We start from the raw sequence: 19,199 nt of genomic DNA, 5'->3' as shown, positions 1-19,199 counted from the left end.
CCCTTTTTTCGTTGCCTACCAAATGGAAGGGTTGTCATCCCGCTCCTGCCTTTCCGGCAAGAAGGATTCCTGCAAGTAATCGAGAAAGGCCACGACCTTGGCCGAGATGTTCAGTTTTTCCAGGTAAACCGCGTAAATGTCCGCCGGCGGGGTGACGTAGTCCTCCAGTATCAGCTCCAGCCTGCCGCTGCGCAGGTAGCGGGCCAGATCCCATTCCGCCCGCATCAGGATCCCGTGGCCGTCCAGGGCCCACTTGAGCGCCACCTCGCCGTCGTTGGTGCTGGCCTTGCCGCTGACCCGGATGTTTTCGGTCTTGCCGTCCTTGGACAGGCGCCACAGGCCGTAGGCGGCGTCGTTCTGCCGGAGCACGATGCACTGGTGCCCGGACAGCTCGGCGGCCGTGGCCGGCCGGCCGTGCCGCTTGAGGTAGCCGGGGGCGGCGCACAGCAAGCGGCGATTGGCGGCGATTTTCCTGGCGAACAGCCGGGAGTCGGGGATTTCGCCGAAGCGGATGGCGATGTCGATGGCCTCGTCGGGCAGGCTGATGGGCCTGTCGGTCAGTGTCAGCTGTATTTCCACCTCGGGATAAAGCTGCATGAATTCGGACGCCACCGGGGCGATATAGGAGCGGCCGAAGCCGAGCGGGGCATTGATGCGCAGCAAGCCCTTGGGGGTGGTGCGGCTGTGGGCAACCAGCCCTTCCATGTCCGCGATGTCCGTCAGTATCCGCTGGGCGTGGTGCAGGTAGATCTCGCCTTCGTTGGTCAGGCTGATCCTGCGGGTGGTCCGGTTCAGCAGCCGCACCCCCAGCCGGTCTTCCAGGCTCGACAGCCGCTTGGTCACGGCGGAGGGGGTGACGTTCATCTCCCGGGCGGCGGCGGCCAGGCTGCCGGCCTTGGCCAGCAGGACGAAGAAGCCCAGCTCGGAAACTTGGTTCATTGTTGACCTCAAGGAAAGAATGAAGTGAGCCCTAATCAACCTCAACATTTGATTAACAGCTTACAATGCAATTGTACCATATGAACATCCCTTCCATAAAAAGGGATTAACCACATGGATATTGAATGGATGCGGCAATAACGCATCGGGTTTTAACCGGGAACCAATTCAAATGACGTGCCTCTTGTCTTTATTTTGGACAAGCCGACAGGAAATGCCGATTTCTGAACAAGAAGAGGATAGCCGTAATGAGCTTAAATCATGACGAAGCCGTAGGTAAATTGACTGATGTCATCGCCAAGTTTACCAGTTATATCGGTAAGCGACTGCCGACGGATGTAAAGGAAAAACAGGCCGAGCTGAGAAAAAAAGAAACCAACCCGCTGGCCATCGCTATTTTCGATACCATGGCGGAGAACCAGGATGCCGCCGACAAGCTGAATAGACCCAGCTGTCAGGATACCGGTGTGATTCAATATTTCCTTACCGTCGGCGCCAAGTTTCCCTATTTGGGCGAGCTGGAAGAAATACTGCGCAATGCCACCATTGAAGCCACCCGTATCGGCCCCCTGCGGCACAACGCGGTGGAAACCTTCGACGAAAAGAATACCGGCACCAACGCCGGCTCCAAGATCCCGTGGCTGGACTGGGATATCGTCCCCGGCGACGACAGCGCCACCATCGAAGTCTATATGGCCGGCGGCGGCTGCACCCTTCCCGGCTCCGCCAAGGTATTGATGCCCGGCCAGGGATATGAAGGCGTGGCCGAGTTCGTGTTCGATGTGATCACCTCCCGCGGCATCAATGCCTGCCCGCCCTTGCTGGTCGGCGTCGGGGTGTCCACCTCGGTGGAAACGGCGGCGCGCCTGTCCAAGAAGGCCATACTGCGCCCGGTGGGCAGCAAGAATGCCAACGACAACGCCGCCCTGATGGAAGAGCTGCTGACCGACGGCCTCAACGAAATAGGCATCGGCCCCCAGGGCCTGACCGGCAACACCAGCGTAATGGGGGTCAACATCGAGTCCTCCGCTCGCCATCCTTCCACCATCGGGGTGGCGGTGTCCACCGGCTGCTGGGCGCACCGCCGCGGCACCATCCGCTTCAATGCCGACCTGTCGTATGAAGTCTTGTCACATCAAGGAGTTGTGTTATGAAAAAAGTACTGACTACCCCCATCAGAGACGAAGATCTCGAGTCCCTCAACGTGGGCGACGTGGTGTACCTGACCGGGCAGTTGGTAACCTGCCGTGATGTGGCGCACCGGCGGCTGATCGAGCTCAAGCGCGAGCTGCCGGTCGATCTGAAGGGCGGCGCCATTTTCCATGCCGGCCCCATCGTCCGGGAAAAAGAAGACGGCGGCTTCGAGATGGTGTCCATCGGTCCCACCACCAGCATGCGCATGGAGAAGTTCGAGAAGGCCTTTATCGAGCAGACCGGCGTCAAGCTGATTGTCGGCAAGGGCGGCATGGGCGAGGAGACGGCCCAGGGCTGCCTCGAGCACAAGGCGGTGCATGCGGTGTTCCCCGGCGGCTGCGCCGTGGTGGCGGCCACCAAGGTCGAGGCCATAGAGCGTGCCGAATGGCAGGATCTGGGCATGCCGGAAACGCTGTGGGTCAATCGTGTCAAGGAATTCGGCCCGCTGATCATCTCCATCGACACCAAGGGCAATAACCTCTTCGAGCAGAACAAGGCCCGCTTCAACGAGAAGAAAAAACCGGTGCTGGAAAAAATCTACGAGCAGGTCCGCTTCATCAAGTAAGCCGCAACACGCCATGGGGCCCGGTATCCGGGCAGGCCAAGGGGCCGGAGCGCGGCGGCGGGAGGCAAGGGTGGCGACCGGACGGACCGGGCAGGCATGCTGTGGCGGGGGCTCGGTATGTCGGTGGTGGAAGTCCGGTCGCCGCCGGCTCCGGCCGCCGCGCTCCGGCGCGGAATTGGCGCCTGACGGATACGGGACCCCGCCCCGGCATAAATAAGGAAATCACCATGACGTTGACGCAACGGTTCAACCCCTTCAGGGCGCTGGCCTCCCTGATCCTGTCCGCCCTGGCGGCTGTCGGCATCAACGCCCCGGTCGCGGCCGAGCCCCTGACTTTCTCCGGCGGCCCCGACGGCAGTACTTTCCAGTCGTTCTCCGAGGGCATCGCCAGCCGGTTGTCGAGCTCCATGGAGGGGGTGGACGTGTCCAGCCTGTCCTCCGCCGGCTCGGTGGAAAACCTGCGCCGGGTCGACGCCCGGGACGCCGACTTCGGCATCGTCTATGCCGGCGACATTTACCTGGGGATGCAGGGCAAGCTGGACAACGACCCCCGCCGCTACCGCAACGTCCGGGCCGTCGCCTACCTGTACGGTGCCCCGGCCCACCTGATCGTGCGGGATGGTTCCGGCATCACCGACGTAGCCCAACTGGCCGGCAAGAAAGTGGCCGTGGGGGCGGTTGGCTCCGGAGCTGCCGCCTCTGCCCGGCGCTTCTTCGAGGGGGTGGGACTGTGGGACAAGATTGAGCCCCAATATATCGGCAACAACCAGGGCGCCGCCGCCTTGGGAGAAAGCCGGATCGATGCCCTCTGGGTGTTCGCCGGCTTTCCCAACGAGTCTGTCAATCAGGCCGCCAACAGCAACAGGATCCGCCTGCTGCAGCTGAACGAGGCCGCCGAGAAAGGCACCCTGTTCCATGATCATCCCTACTACGCCACAGTGATCATCCCCGCCGGTACCTATCCGGGCGTGGATTACGACGTGGTCACCATCCAGGATTCCGCCCTGTGGGTGGCCGGCCCTCATATGGACAAGGACAGGGTTTACCAACTGACGGGCAGCATCTACTCGCCGGAAGGCCTAGCATACCTGCACCAGGTGCATGACGCCGCCAGGGCCATGACCATGGCGTCCGGGCTGAATGGCGTGGTGAACAAGGTCCATGAAGGCGCGGCCCGCTTCTGGACGGAAAATGGACTGACCCTGACGCAGAGCCAAAAGTAAGCCGGTGTACCACTCCATCGGTACGAACTCATGGGAGGTACGACAGGCGCAGGGCGTGCTCTTGCAGTTCCCACCGTGCTCCATGAACAGGGCCTGGCAGGATCATGGATGTGATCCCGCTCCCTGTTTGGCCGTTGCATTAGCATTTGTATGATGTATGATTAATGAGCCTGGTACAGCCAGGCCATAGCACAACGCACAACGGAAACTTGTAAAAAACGGGGCATCTTGGCCGCCTTTCCCGCCGGGGGAGGCGGCTTTTTTATGTCTTGGGCTCCAGCAGTTTCAGGATGCGCAGCCGGCTGTTGATCAGGTGCATGCGCATGGCGGTGCGGGCCGCGTCCGCGTCTTGGCGGACGATGGCGTGGTAGATGTCCTCGTGCTCCTGGCCGATGCGGTTGAGCAGCGAGGCCCGATCCTGGGTGCTGAGCCTGGCGCTGCGCAGGTGGTTGCGCGGGATCAGGGCGTTGCCGAGATGATTGATGAAGTCGAGGAAGTAGCGGTTGCCGGTGGCCTCCGCCAGCAGCAGGTGGAAGCGGGCATCGTGGGCGGTGTTGTCCCGGCCTTCCTGCAGCGCCTGCAGGAACAGCCGGTGGGTTTCGCTGATCTGCTGCAGCTGTTCCGGGGTGCGGTGCAGCGCCGCCAGCGCCGCCGACTCGGACTCCAGGCTGGCACGCAGCTGCAGCAGCTGCAGCAGATCCTGCACCGTCAGCTCGAGCTCGGGATCGATCAGCGGCTTGTGCCGGGGCGGCGGGGTGAGCACGAAGGTGCCGGCGCCCTGGCGGCGCTCGATCAGGCCGCGCTCGCGCAACTGGGACATGGCTTCCCGCACCACGGTGCGGCTGACCCCGTGCTCCCGGGCCAGCTCCGACTCGGTGGGCAACTGGTCCCCCGGCCGGAACCGGCCCGAGGCCATCTGCCCGCTCAGCCGCTCGACGATGGCCTGGCTCAGGCTGGCGGGTTTGGTGCGCAGGGGGTCCGACTGGGGGGTATTGCTTTTGTTCATGGCGCTCTATCGGGGTGGGACAGGGGCCCAGTATAGCCAAATGTCATATGTCTGAGTATTCATTGTTGGCCAGCGGCCGGGCTTCCTGCCTCCGAGGTGGGCCTTGCATTTTATCCCCTGATTTTTAACGCTTTTCGTTACCTTACCGGCCTTTCCCAAGTGGTGGCGGGGGGCGCAGGCGGAAAAAACGGCAAAATTTGTCTGATCTTTTACTCCGAACCACTTGAAACATCATACATATGACAATAATATGTTGTACAAATGTTGCCTGTGACGGTGTTTAAAGGCAGTTTTCAGATTAAATGTCTGACAACTTGCCGGCCGGGTGGCGCATTTACCGCCGGTGGCGGTCGCGATGGACGACAACAGACTGTGAGGTATGGAATGAAACAAGCACGTAAACGGATGAACACCGCCCTGAAAGGGGCCGCCTGGCTGTCGATGATGGCCCTGGCCTTGCCGCTGTATGCCGCCGGGGCCTACCCCGAAAAAACGGTGCAGGTGATAGTGCCGGTGGGGGCCGGCGGTGACACCGACCTCAACGCCCGGCTGTTCGGCAAATACCTGGAGGCGGAGCTGGGCCAGTCGCTGGTGGTGGTCAACGTCAGTGGCGGCGGCGGCACCATCGGCATGAAGCGGGTGAAGGAGGCGGCGCCGGACGGCTATACCGCGCTGTTTTTCCATGGCGAGGCGATGATCCCCAAACTGGCCGGCCTGACCAGCGATGGCATCGACGCCCTTGCCATGGTGGGCATCGGCATCGTGGACGACACCACGGTGCTGGCCACCCACAAGGGGGCGCCCTATCAGACCCTGGCCGAGCTTGTCGACTATGCGCGGGCACACCCTTATGAGGTGGACTTCGGCATCCTCACCGGCGGCTATCCGCACCTGATCGGTGTGGCCCTGGAGCAGCTCGCCGGCATCAAGTTGAACATGGTGGACGTGGGCGGCAACGCGGCCAAGACGGTGGCGCTGAAGGGGCAGAAAATCGACCTGATCAACACCCAGTACGGCCTGACCAAGGATTACTTCGACAACGGCGACTTCGTCAACCTGGGGCTGATGGCGGAGCAGCGCAACCCGCTGTTCGGCGAGGTGGCCACCACCGCCGAGCAGGGCCTGCCCGCCGCCTTCAACAAGTTCTTCTTTTACGCCATGCCGCCGGGCACGCCGGCCGAGATCGTCGGCACCTTCTCCGCCGCCATGAAAAAGGTGGTCGAGAATCCGGCCTACCAGCAGGAGGCGGCCCGCCTGTTCGTGACGCCCACCTACCTGGATCCGGTGCAGGCGGGCGAATACGCGGACGCCCAGTACCGCTATTTCGCGCAGTTCCAGGAGCTGTTCCTGGCGGGCAGCCACTGAGCCTGACGAGGCAGGGCATGGTTCCGGCGGGGACCATGCCGCCCGGCAACGAGGAGAAGAAACGGATGGCGGATATCAGGGATATGGTGACCGGCGGCTGTGTGATCGGCCTGGGGGTGGGGCTCTTCCTGCTCGGCGGCGAGGTCAGGGACTTCGCCCGCACCGGTATCGGCGCCGGTTTTCTGCCGCGGGTGGCGGCGGTGCTGCTGGTCATGCTCGGCGGCGTGCTGCTGGCCAACGGCTGGCGCCGGCCGGCCACGGCGGGGGCGGCGATCCCGGCCCCGGAGGCGGCGCCGGTGTGGGGCGGCTGGGGTGCGGTGCTGGCTTCGGCCGGGTTGATGGGGGCCTATGTCGCCAGCCTGGACGGGCTCGGCTTTATCATCGCCTCCGCGCTCTATGTGTTTTTGCAGACGCTGATCCTGTGCAAGAACGCCAGGCGCCGTTACCTGTGCTTCGGCCTGGTCTCGGTGCTGGTGCCGGTGGGCGCGTACTGGCTGTTCGTGCGCGTGTTCGAGGTGATGATCCCGGCCGGCCTGCTCGGCTAGTGGAACAAGGATGACGCAAATGTTAATGACAGGCATTCTTTCCGTATTTACGCCGGAGGCGCTGCTGCTGATTTTCGGCGGCACCCTGGTCGGCATCATGATGGGGGCCATCCCCGGCCTGACCGTGACCATGGGGGTGGCGCTGTTTCTGCCGGTGACCTTCGGCATGGCCCCGGTCGAGGGCATTTCACTGCTGCTCGGGCTCTATATCGGCGGCACCTCGGGCGGGCTGATTTCGGCCATACTGCTGAAGATCCCGGGTACCCCGGCGTCCATCGCCACCACCTTCGACGGCCACCCCATGGCGGCCCGGGGTGAGGCGGGCCGGGCGCTGGGCATCGGTATCGTCTACTCCTTCCTGGGCGGGGTGCTGAGCCTGCTGGTGCTGTTTTTCGTGTCGCCCTGGCTGGCCGATGTCGCGCTGCAGTTCGGGCCCTACGAGTACTTCGCCATCGCCCTGTTTTCCCTCACCCTGGTGGCCGGCCTGTCGGGCGGCTCCCTGGTGCGGGGGATGATCGCCGCCCTTATGGGGCTGACCATCGCCTTCGTCGGCATGGCGCCGATCACCGCCTACCCGCGCTTTACCTTCGGCCTGAGCGAGCTGGACGGCGGCATCGGCATGCTGCCGGCGCTGATCGGCCTGTTCGCCGTGGCCCAGGTGCTGGAGCAGGCCGAGAGCCGCAAGGCCCAGGAGACGCTGCAGGTGGCCGGCTACCGCATTCGCGGCTTTGGCTTCAGCCTCCGGGAGTTTCTCGGTCAGGGCGGCAACCTGTTGCGCTCCTCCGCCATCGGTACCGGCATCGGCATACTGCCGGGCCTGGGCGGGGCCGTGTGCAATATCCTGGCCTACGGCGCCGCGAGGAAGCGGGCACCCGACCGGGAGCGGTTCGGCCAAGGCGCCATGGGCGGCATCGTGGCCAGCGAGTCGTCCAACAACGCCTCGACCGGCGGCGCCCTGGTGCCGCTGCTGACCCTGGGCATCCCCGGCGACAACACCACGGCGATACTGCTGGCCGGCTTCATGATCCACGGCATCACCCCGGGGCCGTTGCTGTTCGACACCGACGCGGTGCTGGTGTACGGCATCTTCACCGCCCTGCTCATCGCCTATGCGTTCATGCTGGTGATGATGTTCGGCGGCATGCGCGGCTTTGTGCGCATCCTCGCCGTGCCCAAGCATATACTGCTGCCGGTGATCATGGCGGTGTGCGTGATCGGTGCCTACGGGCTCAACAACCGCCTGTTCGACGTCTGGACCATGCTGGCGTTCGGGGTGCTCGGCTTCCTGATGAAGAAGGCATCCCTGCCGACCACGCCGCTGCTGCTCGGTTTTATCCTCGGGCCCATCATAGAGGTGAACCTGCGGCGTGGGCTGATGATGAGCCGGGGCGACTTCACCCCCTTCGTGACCGAAACCATTTCCGGCGCCCTGTTGGCGCTGACCCTGGCGGTGGTGGGCTACACCCTCTACCGGGAATGGGGCCAGCTGCGCCGGCGCCGCCTTCTCACCCATCAGGCCGGATCCGGCCTGCCCAATCAGGAGTAATACATGGACAAGACAGAAGTACTGGTGGTGTGGCCGAACCGGCCCGCCCAGATGCAAATGCTGGAACAGCGCTACCAACTGCACCGGCTGGACCTGGCGGCCGATCCGGAGGCCCTGCTGGCGGAGGTGGGCGGTCGCGTCCGGGCGGTGGTTACCTCCCACGGCGGCGGTTTCCCGAAACACCTGCTGGACCGGCTGCCCAACCTGGAAATCGTGGCCTCGTCCGGGGTGGGGGTGGACACCCTCTGCGTGGCGGACTGCCGGGCCCGGGGCATACCGGTGACCCATACCCCGGACGTGCTGACCGAGGACGTGGCCGACATGGGGCTGCTGCTGCTGCTGGCCACGGTGCGCCGGCTGCTGCCCGCCGAGCGTTGGGTGCGGCAGGGGCACTGGCAGCAGCGGGGCATGATGCCGCTCAACCGTTCGGTCACCGGCAAGAAGCTCGGCATAGTGGGGCTGGGCCGCATCGGCAAGGCCATCGCCCAGAGGGCGGAAGCCTTCGGCATGGAGATCTGCTACTACGGCCGCCGCCGGCAGGAAGGGGTGGCCTATCCCTGGTATGGGAATCTGGTGCAACTGGCCCGGGAAGTGGACATCCTGATGCCGGTGCTGCCCGGCGGGGAAGAAACCCGGGGCATCATCAGCGCCGAGGTGCTGGGCGCCCTGGGGCCCGAGGGCTATTTCGTCAATATCGCCCGCGGCTCTGTGGTGGACGAGCCGGCCCTGGTCGCGCTGCTGCAACAGGGTGGGCTTGCCGGCGCCGGGCTGGACGTGTTCGCCGACGAGCCCAGGGTGCCCACGGCCCTGCTGGACCTGGACAACGTGGTGCTGCAGCCGCACTGTGCCAGCGGCACCGAGGAAACCCGCGGCGCCATGGCGCAGCTGGTGGTCGACAACCTGGCGGCCCATTTCGCCGGCCGGCCGCTGCTGACCCCGGTCGGCTGAGGGGAGGGGCCGGCCGATGATTTGTTAACGGTTTTTACAACTGTGATCGGGTTCACGTAACAAGTGTTGCACCTGAGTTTGTATGATGTACGATGAATAACAACCCCGCCGGAGCGAGCCTGGCTCACTCCGGCAACAGGGGGCCCATGTACCATACACAAGCGATAGGGAAGGACACATGAAAGGATTAATGTTTGGCGTGCACCTGGCAGTATGCGGACTGGCGGCAGTGACCGCAACCCAGGCCCTGGCCCAGGAGAAACTGATCAAGGGCAACGTCAGAGTCGTTATCGGCTCCACCTCCACCGGTGGGGATACCTATCAGAACGCCAGCATCATCGCCGAAGAGCTGGCCAAGAAGCTCGGCGTCAACGTCAAGGTCGACGCCGTGGGCACCTCCGCCGCCTTCAGGGCCCTGGCCCGGGGCGCCAACGGCAATACCCTGATGTTCTTCCACGATCAGTCCTATCTCGGCAATCTCTACGGTATTCGCGGCTATGACGACATCTTCACCGAATACAAGGTGGGCCCCATGGTGTCCATCAACCCGGGCGACGCCTTCCTGACGCCCAAGAACTCGCCCTACCAGACGGTGGAAGACATCATCGACGCCGTCGGCCAGGACAAGCAGGTGCGGGTGGCCATCCAGCCCGGCGGCGTGTCCGAAATCGGCTATTCGGCGCTGAAGAACGCGGTCATCCTCACCCACCCGGACAAGGAAGGCAACCTGGTGGCGGTGAACACCGGCTCCCAGGCCGACAAGAACCAGCTGCTGTTCGACGGCCAGGCGGATCTGATCCACGGCTCGGTGCAGGCCAACGAGCAGTACACCCGCTTGCCGGCGAACGATCAGAAGGCGATGAGCTTCGCCTGGCTGATGGCCCGCCAGGGCACCCTGGCCCAGGCCAACGAGGAAGGCTTCGGTGAAACCAACCGCGAGGCGCTGCTGGGCTTTGCCGAGCCCAATATCAGCGTGACCCTCAACGGCCGCGATAGCTTCACCTTCGACAAGGAATTCTTCTTTATCTACAACAAGAACATCAAGCCGGAAATCGTCGGCTATATCGACCAGGCCCTGGCCGAGATCTATGCCGAAGGCCAGGTGCAGCAAAGCTTCAAGCAGAACTTCTTCATTCCCAACTTCATGCCCGCCGCCGAGTCGGAGCAATACCTGAAAGAGAAGGCCGGGCAGTACAAGAAGATCATCCAGGCCATCCAGTAACCGGGGGCGGGGTTGCTCCTTGCGAGGAGCAGCCCCGCAGTTCCCGTCGTTGAATTGAACGTTCATATAGGTGTCGATATGGAAAGTCGTCTTTCTTCCATGCTCGAGGTGTCGATCGATTTCGGACAGTCACATCTTTTCTTCCCCAAGATAGTCATAGGCACCTTGCTGGTACTGTTGACCATGATTGTGCTGGTGTACGGCCGCGGCTTCTACCGCGATGTCCGTGCCGGCAAAAGATCCCTCGCCTTTTTCAACGAACACTCGGACAAGTTCCGGCTGTTCGCCACCCTGGCCCTGACCGTGGCGTATTTCCTGCTGATGGACTGGGTCGGCAACCTGTTTCCCAACATGGGGTTCGGCTTCCTGTTCGTGTCCATGCCCTTCATGTTCCTGATGTCGCTGCTCTATGCCCACGACATCTGTAAGAAGAAGCTGACGGCCATTGCCGCCAACGCGCTGATCGCCCCCCTGGTGGCCTGGTACGTATTGGCCAACCTGTTCAACATTTCTCTGCCCTAACTGAGCGAGGATTTACAAGATGGACTTTTTATCGCTCCTGTCGCCCATGTTTTTCGTGCTGGTGGCCTGCGGTGCCCTGATCGGCATTATCTTCGGCGCCATCCCCGGTATGACCGCCACCATGGCGGTGGCCGTGTGCCTGCCGCTGACCTATTCGCTGGGGCTGGAGGAAGCCCTGGCGCTGCTGCTCGGGCTCTATGTGGGCGGCATTTCCGGCGGCCTGGTGCCCGCCATACTGCTCAACATACCGGGCACGCCGTCCTCCATTACCACCACCTTCGACGGCTACCCCATGGCCAAGCGGGGGGAGGGGGAGCGGGCGCTCAAGATCAGCATCGTCGCTTCCCTGTTCGGTGGCCTGTTCAGCGCCCTGGTGCTGTTCCTGTTCGCGCCTGTGCTGGCGGATTTCGCCATCAAGTTTTCCTATATCGAGAAGTTCCTGATCATCTTCTTCGCCCTCACCGTGATCGCCTCCCTGTCCAAGAACATGCTGGTGGGCATCTTCAGCGGCGTGCTGGGGGTGCTGCTCAGTCTGATCGGCACCTATGACATCTCCTCCGGCGGCAACGGCGAGCCGCGGCTGATGTTCGAGTTTATGGAGCCCTACCTCGACAACGGCTTCTCCCTGCTGCCGGTGCTGATCGGCCTGTTCGGCCTGGCCACCATCCTGGAAGACGCGGAAAGAGGCGTCCGTGGCGAGGGCGCGGACGGCAAGATCAACCTGAGCAAGGGCAAGCGCTTTTCCCTCGGGGTGTTCCGCGGCCAGTTCGGCAACCTGATACGCTCTTCCTCCATCGGTACCTTCGTCGGCATGCTGCCCGGCGTCGGCGGCAGCGCCGCTTCCGTGCTGGCCTATACCCAGGAGAAGAACTTCTCCAAGGAGCCGGAAAAGCTGGGCAAGGGCGCGCCCGAGGGGCTGGTGGCTTCCGAGTCGGCCAACAACGGTCTGACCGGCGGTGCCCTGATCCCGCTGCTGTCCCTGGGCATCCCCGGCGACAGCACCACGGCGGTGCTGATCGGTGCCTTCACCCTGCAGGGTATCCAGGTGGGGCCACTGTTCATCGGCGAGAACCTGGACACCTGGTACGTGATGATGGCCGGCCTGCTGATCGCTAACCTGATGATGTTCGCCATCATGTTCTTCGCCATCAAGTACGTGGCCCGGGTGGTGCTGGTGCCCAAGTACATCCTCTACCCCATCATCGTGATGATGTGCGTGGTGGGGGCCTATGCCATTAACTACGGCATCATGTTCGATGTCTGGACCCTGCTGATCTTCGGCATCTTCGGCTACGTGGCGCAAAAAATCGGCATCGAGCTGGCGCCTCTGGTCATCGGCTTTATCCTCGGCGCATCGGCGGAGATCTACTTCGTCAAGAGCCTGGAATCCTTCGGATCTTTAAGCATCTTCTTCACCAAGAGTCCCATTGCCCTGGTGCTGTGGCTGCTGATCCTGGCTTCCATCGCCTTCTCGGTGTTCGTGGCCTTGAAGTCCAGGCGCTCCCGGGCCGCCGTCGCCGCCGGCCACTGCCCCCATCAAACCGAATCATGAGGTCCCCCATGCAACTTACCATCAAGGTCAACGACATCGACAACGTCGCCATCGTGGTCGAGGCCGCCGGCCTCAGGGCCGGCACCGAGCTCGACGACGGCACCCGCCTGCGGGAGCCGGTGCCCCAGGGCCACAAGGTGGCGCTGGAAGACATCCCCGAAGGGGGCGACATCGTCCGCTACGGTGAAATCATCGGCCAGGCGCTGCAGCCCATCGCCCGAGGCGCCTGGATCAACGAAACCATGGTGCGGCTGCCCCGGGCGCCGGCGCTCGACGAGCTGCCCCTGGCCACCCGCGCCGCACCGCTGCAGGCGCCGCTGGAGGGCTACACCTTCGAGGGCTACCGCAACCCGGACGGCAGCGTCGGCACCAAGAACGTGCTGGCGATCAGCACCAGTGTGCAGTGCGTGGCCGGCATCACCGATTATGTGGTGCGGCGTATCAAGCAGGAGCTGCTGCCCCGTTATCCCAACGTGGACGACGTGGTGGCCCTAACCCACAGCTACGGCTGCGGGGTGGCGATCAATGCCCCGGCGGCCATAGTGCCCATCCGTACCCTGCAGAACCTGGCACGTAACCCCAACTTCGGCGGCGAGGTGATGGTGATCGGCCTGGGCTGCGAAAAGCTGCAACCGAGCCGGCTGCTGCCCGAACTGCCGGAAGGGCAGGTCATCCAGGTGGGAGAGGGGCGGGAGCCGATCCTCAGCCTGCAGGACGAATCCCTGCACGGTTTTGCCGACATGGTCGAGGGCATGCTGGCGATGGCCCGCCGGCACCTGGAAAAGCTCAACCGCCGGCGGCGCGAGACCTGCCCGGTATCGGAGCTGGTGGTGGGGGTGCAGTGCGGCGGCAGCGACGCCTTCTCCGGGGTGACCGCCAACCCGGCGGTGGGCTTTGCCGCCGATCTTATCGTGCGCGCCGGCGGCAGCGTGATGTTCTCGGAAGTGACCGAGGTGCGCGACGCCATCCACCTGCTGACCCCGCGCGCCGCCGACCAAGCCGTTGGCCGCGCCCTGCTGCGGGAAATGCAGTGGTACGACGACTACCTCAACCAGGGCCAGGCGGATCGCAGCGCCAACCCCTCGCCGGGCAACAAGAAGGGGGGGCTCAGCAACGTGGTGGAGAAGGCGCTCGGCTCCATCGTCAAGTCCGGATCCAGCCCCATCGTCGACGTGCTGGGCCCGGGGGAGCGCATCCGCCGCAAGGGGCTGACCTTCGCCGCCACCCCGGCCAGCGACTTCGTCTGCGGTACCCTGCAGCTGGCCTCGGGCATGAACCTGCAGGTGTTCACCACCGGCCGGGGCACCCCCTACGGCCTGGCCATGGCGCCGGTGATCAAGGTGGCCACCAACCGGGCCCTGGCCCAGCGCTGGCACGATCTTATCGATCTGGACGCGGGGCGCATCGCCACCGGCGAGGCCAGCATAGAGCAGGTGGGCTGGGAGCTGTTCCAGCTGATCCTGGAGGTGGCCAGCGGGCGCCGGCAGGTGGCGGCGGACGCCCTCGGTCTGCACAACGATCTGGTGCTGTTCAACCCGGCGCCGGTGACCTGAGAGCGGGATCACAGCGGCGTTAATAAAGGGTTAAGTTACGCTTGAAAGTTAGTTTGTATGTTGTATGATGTATTACAAGCAACAGGCAATCATACTGTTACCGAAAGTTGAACCAGTAAACGGGATAGGACTCCGGGAGGGGACTGCCCGGCAACCGAACAAGGAACCAGCAAAATGGCATTTTCTGTAGAGCAAATCAGACAAGCACTGGGTAACGGCTTACTGTCCTTCCCCATCACCGACTTCGACGACGATGGCCGTTTCGATGCCGAGAGCTATCGCCAGCGCATCGAGTGGTTTGTCGGCAACGACGTGTCCGCGGTGTTCATCGCCGGCGGCACCGGCGAGTTCTTCTCCCTCTCCTTCGAGGAATACCAGGACATCTGCCGCATCGCGGTGGAGACCGTGGCCGGCCGGGTGCCGGTGATCGCCAGCGCCGGCCGCAGCATCCCCGACGCCAAGGCCTTCTGCAAGGCGGCGGAAGCGGCCGGGGTCGACGGCATCCTGCTGATGCCGCCCTACCTGACCGAATGCCCGGCGGAAGGGGTGGCCGACTACGCCAAGGCGGTGATCGACAGCACTTCCCTGCAGGTGATCTACTACAACCGCGGTAACGGCATCCTGGACGCCGAAAGCGTCAAGCGGCTGGCGGCTTCCTGCCCCAACCTGGTGGGCCTGAAGGACGGCGTGGGCAACATCGCCGCCCTGAACGACACCATCAAGACCGTCGGCGACCGCCTGGTGTACATCGGTGGCGTGCCCACCGCCGAGATCTTCGCCGAGGCCTACCTGGCGATAGGGGTGAACACCTATTCCTCCGCCGTGTTCAACTTCATGCCGGAAATGGCCAACCGCTTCTACAAGGCCCTGCGCGGCGGCGACCAGGCCACGGTGAACGGCATCATCAAGGACTTCTTCGTGCCCTTCTGCCGCCTGCGCGACACCAAGAAGGGCTACGCGGTCAGCCTGATCAAGGCGGGCGCGGACCTTATCGGCCGCCCGGCCGGCGACGTGCGGGCGCCGCTGACCATGCCCTCGGCCCAGGACAAGAAGGCGCTGGAAGCCATTATCAACGCCAACCGTTAATGGGCCGGCCTTCCCCGTGTCGGTGGGGCGCGGGGAAGGCGGAAGGAACCCTATATCAAGGAGCAACAGATGTTCAGCACCATTAAGAAAATGACGGTCGTGCCGGTGGCTGGTTACGACGGCTTTTTGCTCAACCTGAGCGGCGGCCATGCGCCCTGGTTCATCCGCAGCGTGGTGGTCCTGGAAGACAACGCCGGCCGCATCGGCCTCGGCGAGGTACCGGCCACCCAGGGCATCCTGGATACCCTGGAGCGGTGCCGCGAACTGGTGGAAGGCCAGAGCGTGGGCCACTACAAGGCCATCATCAGCCGGGTGCGCCAGGCCACCTCCGGCCAGGCCGACGACGTGCGCGGCAACCAGACCTTCGACCTGCGCATCGCGGTGCATGTGATCACCGCCATCGAATCGGCGCTGCTGGATCTGGCCGGCCAGAATATGGAACTGCCGGTGGCGGATCTGCTGGGCCAGTTCGGCCAGCAGCGGGACGAAGTGGAAGCCCTGGGCTACCTGTTCCTGCTGGGTGACCCCAAGAAGACCGACCTGCCTTATCCGAGCTGCGACAAACCCCGGGACGACTGGGATCTGGTGCGCACCCAGGAGGCGCTGACCCCGGAAGCGGTGGCCAGGCTGGCCAAGGCGGCCTACGCCCGCTACGGCTTCAAGGATTTCAAGCTCAAGGGCGGGGTGCTGGACGGCCGCCAGGAGGCGGAGTGCATTGCGGCCCTGTACGAGGCCTTCCCCGAGGCGCGGCTGACACTGGACCCGAACGGTGCCTGGACCCTGCAGCAGGCCATCGACTACCTGACCCCGATCAAGCACATGCTGAGCTATGCGGAAGACCCCTGCGGCCAGGAAGGCGCCTGGTCCGGCCGCGAGACCATGTCGGAGTTCAAGCGCCGCACCGGCCTCAAGACCGCCACCAACATGGTCGCCACCGACTGGCAGCAGCTGCGCAACGCGGTGCGCCTGGACTCGGTCGACATACCGCTGGCGGACTGCCATTTCTGGACAATGCAGGGGGCGGTGGCCGTGGGCGAGCTGTGCCACGAGTGGGGCCTGACCTGGGGTTCGCACAGCAACAACCACTTCGACATTTCGCTGGCGATGATGACCCACGTGGCCGCCGCCTGCCCGGGCGAGATCACCGCCATCGACACCCACTGGATCTGGCAGGACGGCCAGCGTATCACCAAGGAGCCCCTGTTGATCCGCGACGGCAAGATCAAGGTGCCCCGCAAGCCGGGCCTCGGCATCGAGCTCGACTGGCAGCAACTGGAGCGGGCCAACGCCCTGTACAAGACTCTGGACGTGGGCCAGCGCGACGACGCCATGGCGATGCAGTTCCTGATCCCGGGCTGGCGTTTCGACCCGAAAAAACCCTCGCTTGTCCGCTGAGGGAATGACGGGGATAATCGGGTGAAATAAATGTTATCGGACATCGGTTTATGAGCAATCACGATCTTAATGCACAGACACCCTTTCAGGTTGAACGGGTGCAACAATCCGGCAGTCTGGCCAAAAACGTGGCCGGGCAACTGGAAAAGATGATCATGCAGGGCCAGATTGAGGTTGGTCAGAAACTGCCGACCGAAAACAGCCTGTGCGACATGTTCGGCGTGAGCCGCACCGTGATCCGCGAGGCCATCACCCAGTTGAAATCCTTGAACCTGGTGGAAACCAAGCGCGGCGTCGGCACCACTGTGCTGCGCAGCACGCCGGCCGACAGCTTCTACGCCCGCGCCATCAACCCCACCGCGGTGGAAGACATTCTGCACGTGCTGGAACTGCGGCTGGCGCTGGAGCCCGCCGCCGCCGAGTGGGCGGCGCTGCGGCGCGACGAGGAGGATCTGCGCCAGATCGAGCAGCACTTGCTGGCCTTCCAGCAGGCGCGCCGGCAGCACGGCCAGGCCCGGGAAGAGGATTTCGCCTTTCACCTGAGTATTGCCGCGGCCAGCAAGAACCCGTTGATCCATAACATTTACGAGCAATACAACAACAATATTATCCCTCGCTCAAAGATCCTTAAGGAAAACATCGATCAGGAGGCGGCTGAAAAGTACCTGCTGCGGGTGGAGCAGGAGCACGTCGACATCTTCGAGGCCATCAAGGCCGGGGATGCCGTCGCCGCCAGGGCGGCCATGCACCAGCACCTGTTCCGCTCCTACCAGATGTACAAACAATACAAGGCGGGCTGACGGGCCCGCCGGACGAGGCTTCCTGAACGACGGAACCATTACTCCGCATTATTGACAGAGGTTACCCATGGAAATTCGAGGTGAGATGCTGATTGGTGCCCAATCGGCAAAGGGCTCGGCCGCGCCGGTGTTTGCCATCAACCCGGCCAGCGGAGCGCAGTTGCAGCCCGGTTTTGCCGGTGACGACGGCGTCCTGGTGCGCCAGGCCTGCGAGCTGGCTGGCCAGGCCTTCGACGACTATCGCGCCCGGCCGCTGGAAGAGCGCGCCCGGCTGCTGGAAGCCATCGCCAACCAGATACTGGCCCTGGGTGATGCCCTGATCGAGCGGGCCATGGCCGAAACCGGCCTGCCGCGGGCTCGGCTGGAAGGGGAGCGGGGCCGCACCGTCGGCCAGCTGCGCCTGTTCGCCGCCGTGGTGCGGGCCGGCGACTTCATCGATGCCCGCATCGATCCGGCCCAGCCCGAGCGCCAGCCGCTGCCGCGCGCCGATCTGCGCCTGCGCCACATTCCCCTGGGGCCGGTGGCGGTGTTCGGCGCCAGCAACTTCCCGCTGGCGTTTTCCGTGGCCGGCGGCGATACCGCCTCGGCCCTGGCCGCCGGCTGCCCTGTGGTGGTTAAGGCCCACTCCGCCCATCCCGGCACCTCCGAGCTGGTGGGGCGGGCGGTGCAGCGGGCGGTGGCCGAGTGCGGCCTGCCGGAAGGGGTGTTCTCGCTGCTGTTCGGCTCCGGTAACCTGGTCGGCTCGGCGCTGGTGAGCCATCCCGCCATCAAGGCGGTGGGTTTTACCGGCTCCCGCGGCGGCGGCACCGCGCTGATGCGGCTGGCGGCGAGCCGGCCCGAGCCGATCCCTGTCTATGCGGAGATGAGCAGCATCAACCCGGTGTTCCTGCTGCCCCAGGCGCTGGAAGCCCGGGGCGACGCCATCGCCAAGGGCTTTGTCGGCTCCCTGACCATGGGCGCCGGCCAGTTCTGCACCAACCCGGGCCTGGTTATCGCACTGGAAGGGCCGGCGCTGGCTCGCTTCCTGGCCACGGCGGAAGCGGAACTGGCCGGGGTGGCCAGCCAGACCATGCTGACCCCGGGCATCCATCGGGCCTACAGCGAAGGCGTGGGCCGGCTCGAGGCGCATCCCCAGGTAAGCGTGCAGGCCCGGGGCCAGGAGGGCGACGCCCCCAACCAGTGCCGGGCCGGGCTCTATGTGACCGATGCCGACGCCTTCCTGGCCGAGACGGCATTGCATGAAGAAGTGTTCGGTTCGGCCTCACTGGTGATCCGTTGCCGCTCGCTGGCGGACTTCGGCCGGGTGGCCGAGGCGCTCGAAGGGCAGCTGACCGCCACCCTGCAACTGGACGAGGGCGACGTGGATTCGGCCCGCGCCCTGCTGCCGGTGCTGGAGCGCAAGGCCGGCCGTATCCTGTGCAACGGCTACCCCACCGGGGTGGAGGTGTGCCATGCCATGGTGCACGGCGGCCCCTTCCCGGCCACCTCCGACAGCCGCACCACCTCGGTGGGCAGCGCCGCCATCTCCCGCTTCCTGCGCCCGGTGTGTTACCAGGATCTGCCGGCGGCGCTGCTGCCGGCGGAGCTGCGGGACGACAACCCGCTCGGGCTGCGGCGCCTGCTGGACGGCAGCTACTGAGCCTTTGATTGTTAACGCCCCGGCCAGGGGCGTTTTAGTGTGCGGACAAGCCTGCGTATTACTCTGTGGTCACTCCCGCGAAGGCGGGAGTCCAGTGCA

General features: G+C 64.3%; 17 protein-coding genes. 15 read left to right on the top strand and 2 right to left on the bottom strand.

From position 1 onward, the window contains the following. Positions 1-15: 15 nt before the first annotated feature. Positions 16-939, bottom strand: coding sequence for a LysR family transcriptional regulator (locus JKV55_RS03285; RefSeq protein ID WP_202082318.1), 924 nt, complete (start codon positions 937-939; stop codon positions 16-18). Positions 940-1,187: 248 nt separating this feature from the next. Between JKV55_RS03285 and ttdA the strand changes: the two genes are divergently transcribed. From ttdA to JKV55_RS03270, 3 genes are all read left to right on the top strand, one after another. Then, the gene (gene ttdA / locus JKV55_RS03280) at positions 1,188-2,093 is read left to right on the top strand and encodes a L(+)-tartrate dehydratase subunit alpha (protein ID WP_094038451.1); all 906 of its coding nucleotides are present in this window, start codon (positions 1,188-1,190) and stop codon (positions 2,091-2,093) included. Further along, the gene (ttdB, locus tag JKV55_RS03275) at positions 2,090-2,698 is read left to right on the top strand and encodes a L(+)-tartrate dehydratase subunit beta (RefSeq protein ID WP_106728134.1); all 609 of its coding nucleotides are present in this window, start codon (positions 2,090-2,092) and stop codon (positions 2,696-2,698) included. Before ttdA ends, ttdB begins: the two co-directional genes overlap by 4 nt. A 227-nt stretch (positions 2,699-2,925) precedes the next feature. Further along, entirely contained in the window at positions 2,926-3,921 is a 996-nt protein-coding gene (locus JKV55_RS03270) for a TAXI family TRAP transporter solute-binding subunit (RefSeq protein WP_202082317.1), read from the top strand. Between the two features lie 262 nt (positions 3,922-4,183). On the opposite strand, the gene JKV55_RS03265 is transcribed toward JKV55_RS03270, so the two are convergent. After that, entirely contained in the window at positions 4,184-4,927 is a 744-nt protein-coding gene (locus JKV55_RS03265; RefSeq protein ID WP_202082316.1) for a FadR/GntR family transcriptional regulator, read from the bottom strand. A gap of 384 nt (positions 4,928-5,311) precedes the next feature. On the opposite strand from JKV55_RS03265, the gene JKV55_RS03260 reads away from it, so the two are divergent. From JKV55_RS03260 to JKV55_RS03205, 12 genes are all read left to right on the top strand, one after another. Further along, positions 5,312-6,292: a tripartite tricarboxylate transporter substrate binding protein gene (locus JKV55_RS03260; protein WP_202082315.1), complete on the top strand. Its 981-nt coding sequence runs from the start codon at positions 5,312-5,314 to the stop codon at positions 6,290-6,292. A 65-nt stretch (positions 6,293-6,357) separates the two neighbouring features. Then, positions 6,358-6,837 carry a tripartite tricarboxylate transporter TctB family protein gene (locus tag JKV55_RS03255; RefSeq protein ID WP_202082314.1) on the top strand — a complete coding sequence of 160 codons (480 nt, stop codon included), beginning with the start codon at positions 6,358-6,360 and terminating at the stop codon, positions 6,835-6,837. A gap of 19 nt (positions 6,838-6,856) precedes the next feature. Continuing rightward, positions 6,857-8,383 carry a tripartite tricarboxylate transporter permease gene (locus JKV55_RS03250; protein ID WP_202082313.1) on the top strand — a complete coding sequence of 509 codons (1,527 nt, stop codon included), beginning with the start codon at positions 6,857-6,859 and terminating at the stop codon, positions 8,381-8,383. 3 nt (positions 8,384-8,386) lie between these two features. Further along, a complete protein-coding gene (locus tag JKV55_RS03245) occupies positions 8,387-9,331 on the top strand; it encodes a 2-hydroxyacid dehydrogenase (protein WP_202082312.1) in 945 nt (314 codons plus the stop codon). Between the two features lie 178 nt (positions 9,332-9,509). Continuing rightward, complete coding sequence (locus JKV55_RS03240; protein ID WP_202082311.1) at positions 9,510-10,553, top strand: type 2 periplasmic-binding domain-containing protein; 1,044 nt, start codon at positions 9,510-9,512, stop codon at positions 10,551-10,553. A 78-nt stretch (positions 10,554-10,631) separates the two neighbouring features. After that, positions 10,632-11,075, top strand: a complete 444-nt coding sequence (locus tag JKV55_RS03235; RefSeq protein ID WP_202082310.1) for a tripartite tricarboxylate transporter TctB family protein — start codon at positions 10,632-10,634, stop codon at positions 11,073-11,075. A 19-nt stretch (positions 11,076-11,094) separates the two neighbouring features. Continuing rightward, positions 11,095-12,627, top strand: coding sequence for a tripartite tricarboxylate transporter permease (locus JKV55_RS03230; RefSeq protein ID WP_202082309.1), 1,533 nt, complete (start codon positions 11,095-11,097; stop codon positions 12,625-12,627). An 8-nt stretch (positions 12,628-12,635) separates the two neighbouring features. Beyond that, the gene (garD, locus tag JKV55_RS03225) at positions 12,636-14,180 is read left to right on the top strand and encodes a galactarate dehydratase (protein ID WP_237332636.1); all 1,545 of its coding nucleotides are present in this window, start codon (positions 12,636-12,638) and stop codon (positions 14,178-14,180) included. 174 nt (positions 14,181-14,354) lie between these two features. Next, positions 14,355-15,266 (top strand): 5-dehydro-4-deoxyglucarate dehydratase, encoded by a 912-nt coding sequence (kdgD, locus tag JKV55_RS03220; RefSeq protein ID WP_202082307.1) that lies wholly within the window; start codon positions 14,355-14,357, stop codon positions 15,264-15,266. A gap of 69 nt (positions 15,267-15,335) precedes the next feature. Continuing rightward, on the top strand, positions 15,336-16,661 hold the full coding sequence (locus JKV55_RS03215) for an enolase C-terminal domain-like protein (RefSeq protein ID WP_202082306.1): 1,326 nt from the start codon (positions 15,336-15,338) through the stop codon (positions 16,659-16,661). 50 nt (positions 16,662-16,711) lie between these two features. Further along, positions 16,712-17,461 carry a FadR/GntR family transcriptional regulator gene (locus tag JKV55_RS03210; RefSeq protein ID WP_202082305.1) on the top strand — a complete coding sequence of 250 codons (750 nt, stop codon included), beginning with the start codon at positions 16,712-16,714 and terminating at the stop codon, positions 17,459-17,461. Between the two features lie 67 nt (positions 17,462-17,528). After that, positions 17,529-19,100, top strand: a complete 1,572-nt coding sequence (locus tag JKV55_RS03205) for an aldehyde dehydrogenase (NADP(+)) (RefSeq protein ID WP_202082304.1) — start codon at positions 17,529-17,531, stop codon at positions 19,098-19,100. Positions 19,101-19,199: the final 99 nt, after the last annotated feature.

It is taken from the genome of Zobellella iuensis (assembly GCF_016746085.1).
Lineage (GTDB): Bacteria > Pseudomonadota > Gammaproteobacteria > Enterobacterales > Aeromonadaceae > Oceanimonas > Oceanimonas iuensis.
This window is presented reverse-complemented; position numbering and strand designations above follow the sequence as displayed.

Bases quoted from the DNA above. Each gene is read 5' to 3' on its own strand.
- JKV55_RS03235 (WP_202082310.1), top strand. From the start codon at position 10,632: ATGGAAAGTCGTCTTTCTTCCATGCTCGAGGTGTCGATCGATTTCGGA.
- ttdA (WP_094038451.1), top strand. From the start codon at position 1,188: ATGAGCTTAAATCATGACGAAGCCGTAGGTAAATTGACTGATGTCATC.
- ttdB (WP_106728134.1), top strand. From the start codon at position 2,090: ATGAAAAAAGTACTGACTACCCCCATCAGAGACGAAGATCTCGAGTCC.
- garD (WP_237332636.1), top strand. From the start codon at position 12,636: ATGCAACTTACCATCAAGGTCAACGACATCGACAACGTCGCCATCGTG.
- JKV55_RS03265 (WP_202082316.1), bottom strand. From the start codon at position 4,927: ATGAACAAAAGCAATACCCCCCAGTCGGACCCCCTGCGCACCAAACCC.
- JKV55_RS03245 (WP_202082312.1), top strand. From the start codon at position 8,387: ATGGACAAGACAGAAGTACTGGTGGTGTGGCCGAACCGGCCCGCCCAG.
- JKV55_RS03260 (WP_202082315.1), top strand. From the start codon at position 5,312: ATGAAACAAGCACGTAAACGGATGAACACCGCCCTGAAAGGGGCCGCC.
- JKV55_RS03240 (WP_202082311.1), top strand. From the start codon at position 9,510: ATGAAAGGATTAATGTTTGGCGTGCACCTGGCAGTATGCGGACTGGCG.
- kdgD (WP_202082307.1), top strand. From the start codon at position 14,355: ATGGCATTTTCTGTAGAGCAAATCAGACAAGCACTGGGTAACGGCTTA.
- JKV55_RS03255 (WP_202082314.1), top strand. From the start codon at position 6,358: ATGGCGGATATCAGGGATATGGTGACCGGCGGCTGTGTGATCGGCCTG.
- JKV55_RS03270 (WP_202082317.1), top strand. From the start codon at position 2,926: ATGACGTTGACGCAACGGTTCAACCCCTTCAGGGCGCTGGCCTCCCTG.
- JKV55_RS03230 (WP_202082309.1), top strand. From the start codon at position 11,095: ATGGACTTTTTATCGCTCCTGTCGCCCATGTTTTTCGTGCTGGTGGCC.
- JKV55_RS03285 (WP_202082318.1), bottom strand. From the start codon at position 939: ATGAACCAAGTTTCCGAGCTGGGCTTCTTCGTCCTGCTGGCCAAGGCC.
- JKV55_RS03210 (WP_202082305.1), top strand. From the start codon at position 16,712: ATGAGCAATCACGATCTTAATGCACAGACACCCTTTCAGGTTGAACGG.
- JKV55_RS03215 (WP_202082306.1), top strand. From the start codon at position 15,336: ATGTTCAGCACCATTAAGAAAATGACGGTCGTGCCGGTGGCTGGTTAC.
- JKV55_RS03205 (WP_202082304.1), top strand. From the start codon at position 17,529: ATGGAAATTCGAGGTGAGATGCTGATTGGTGCCCAATCGGCAAAGGGC.
- JKV55_RS03250 (WP_202082313.1), top strand. From the start codon at position 6,857: ATGTTAATGACAGGCATTCTTTCCGTATTTACGCCGGAGGCGCTGCTG.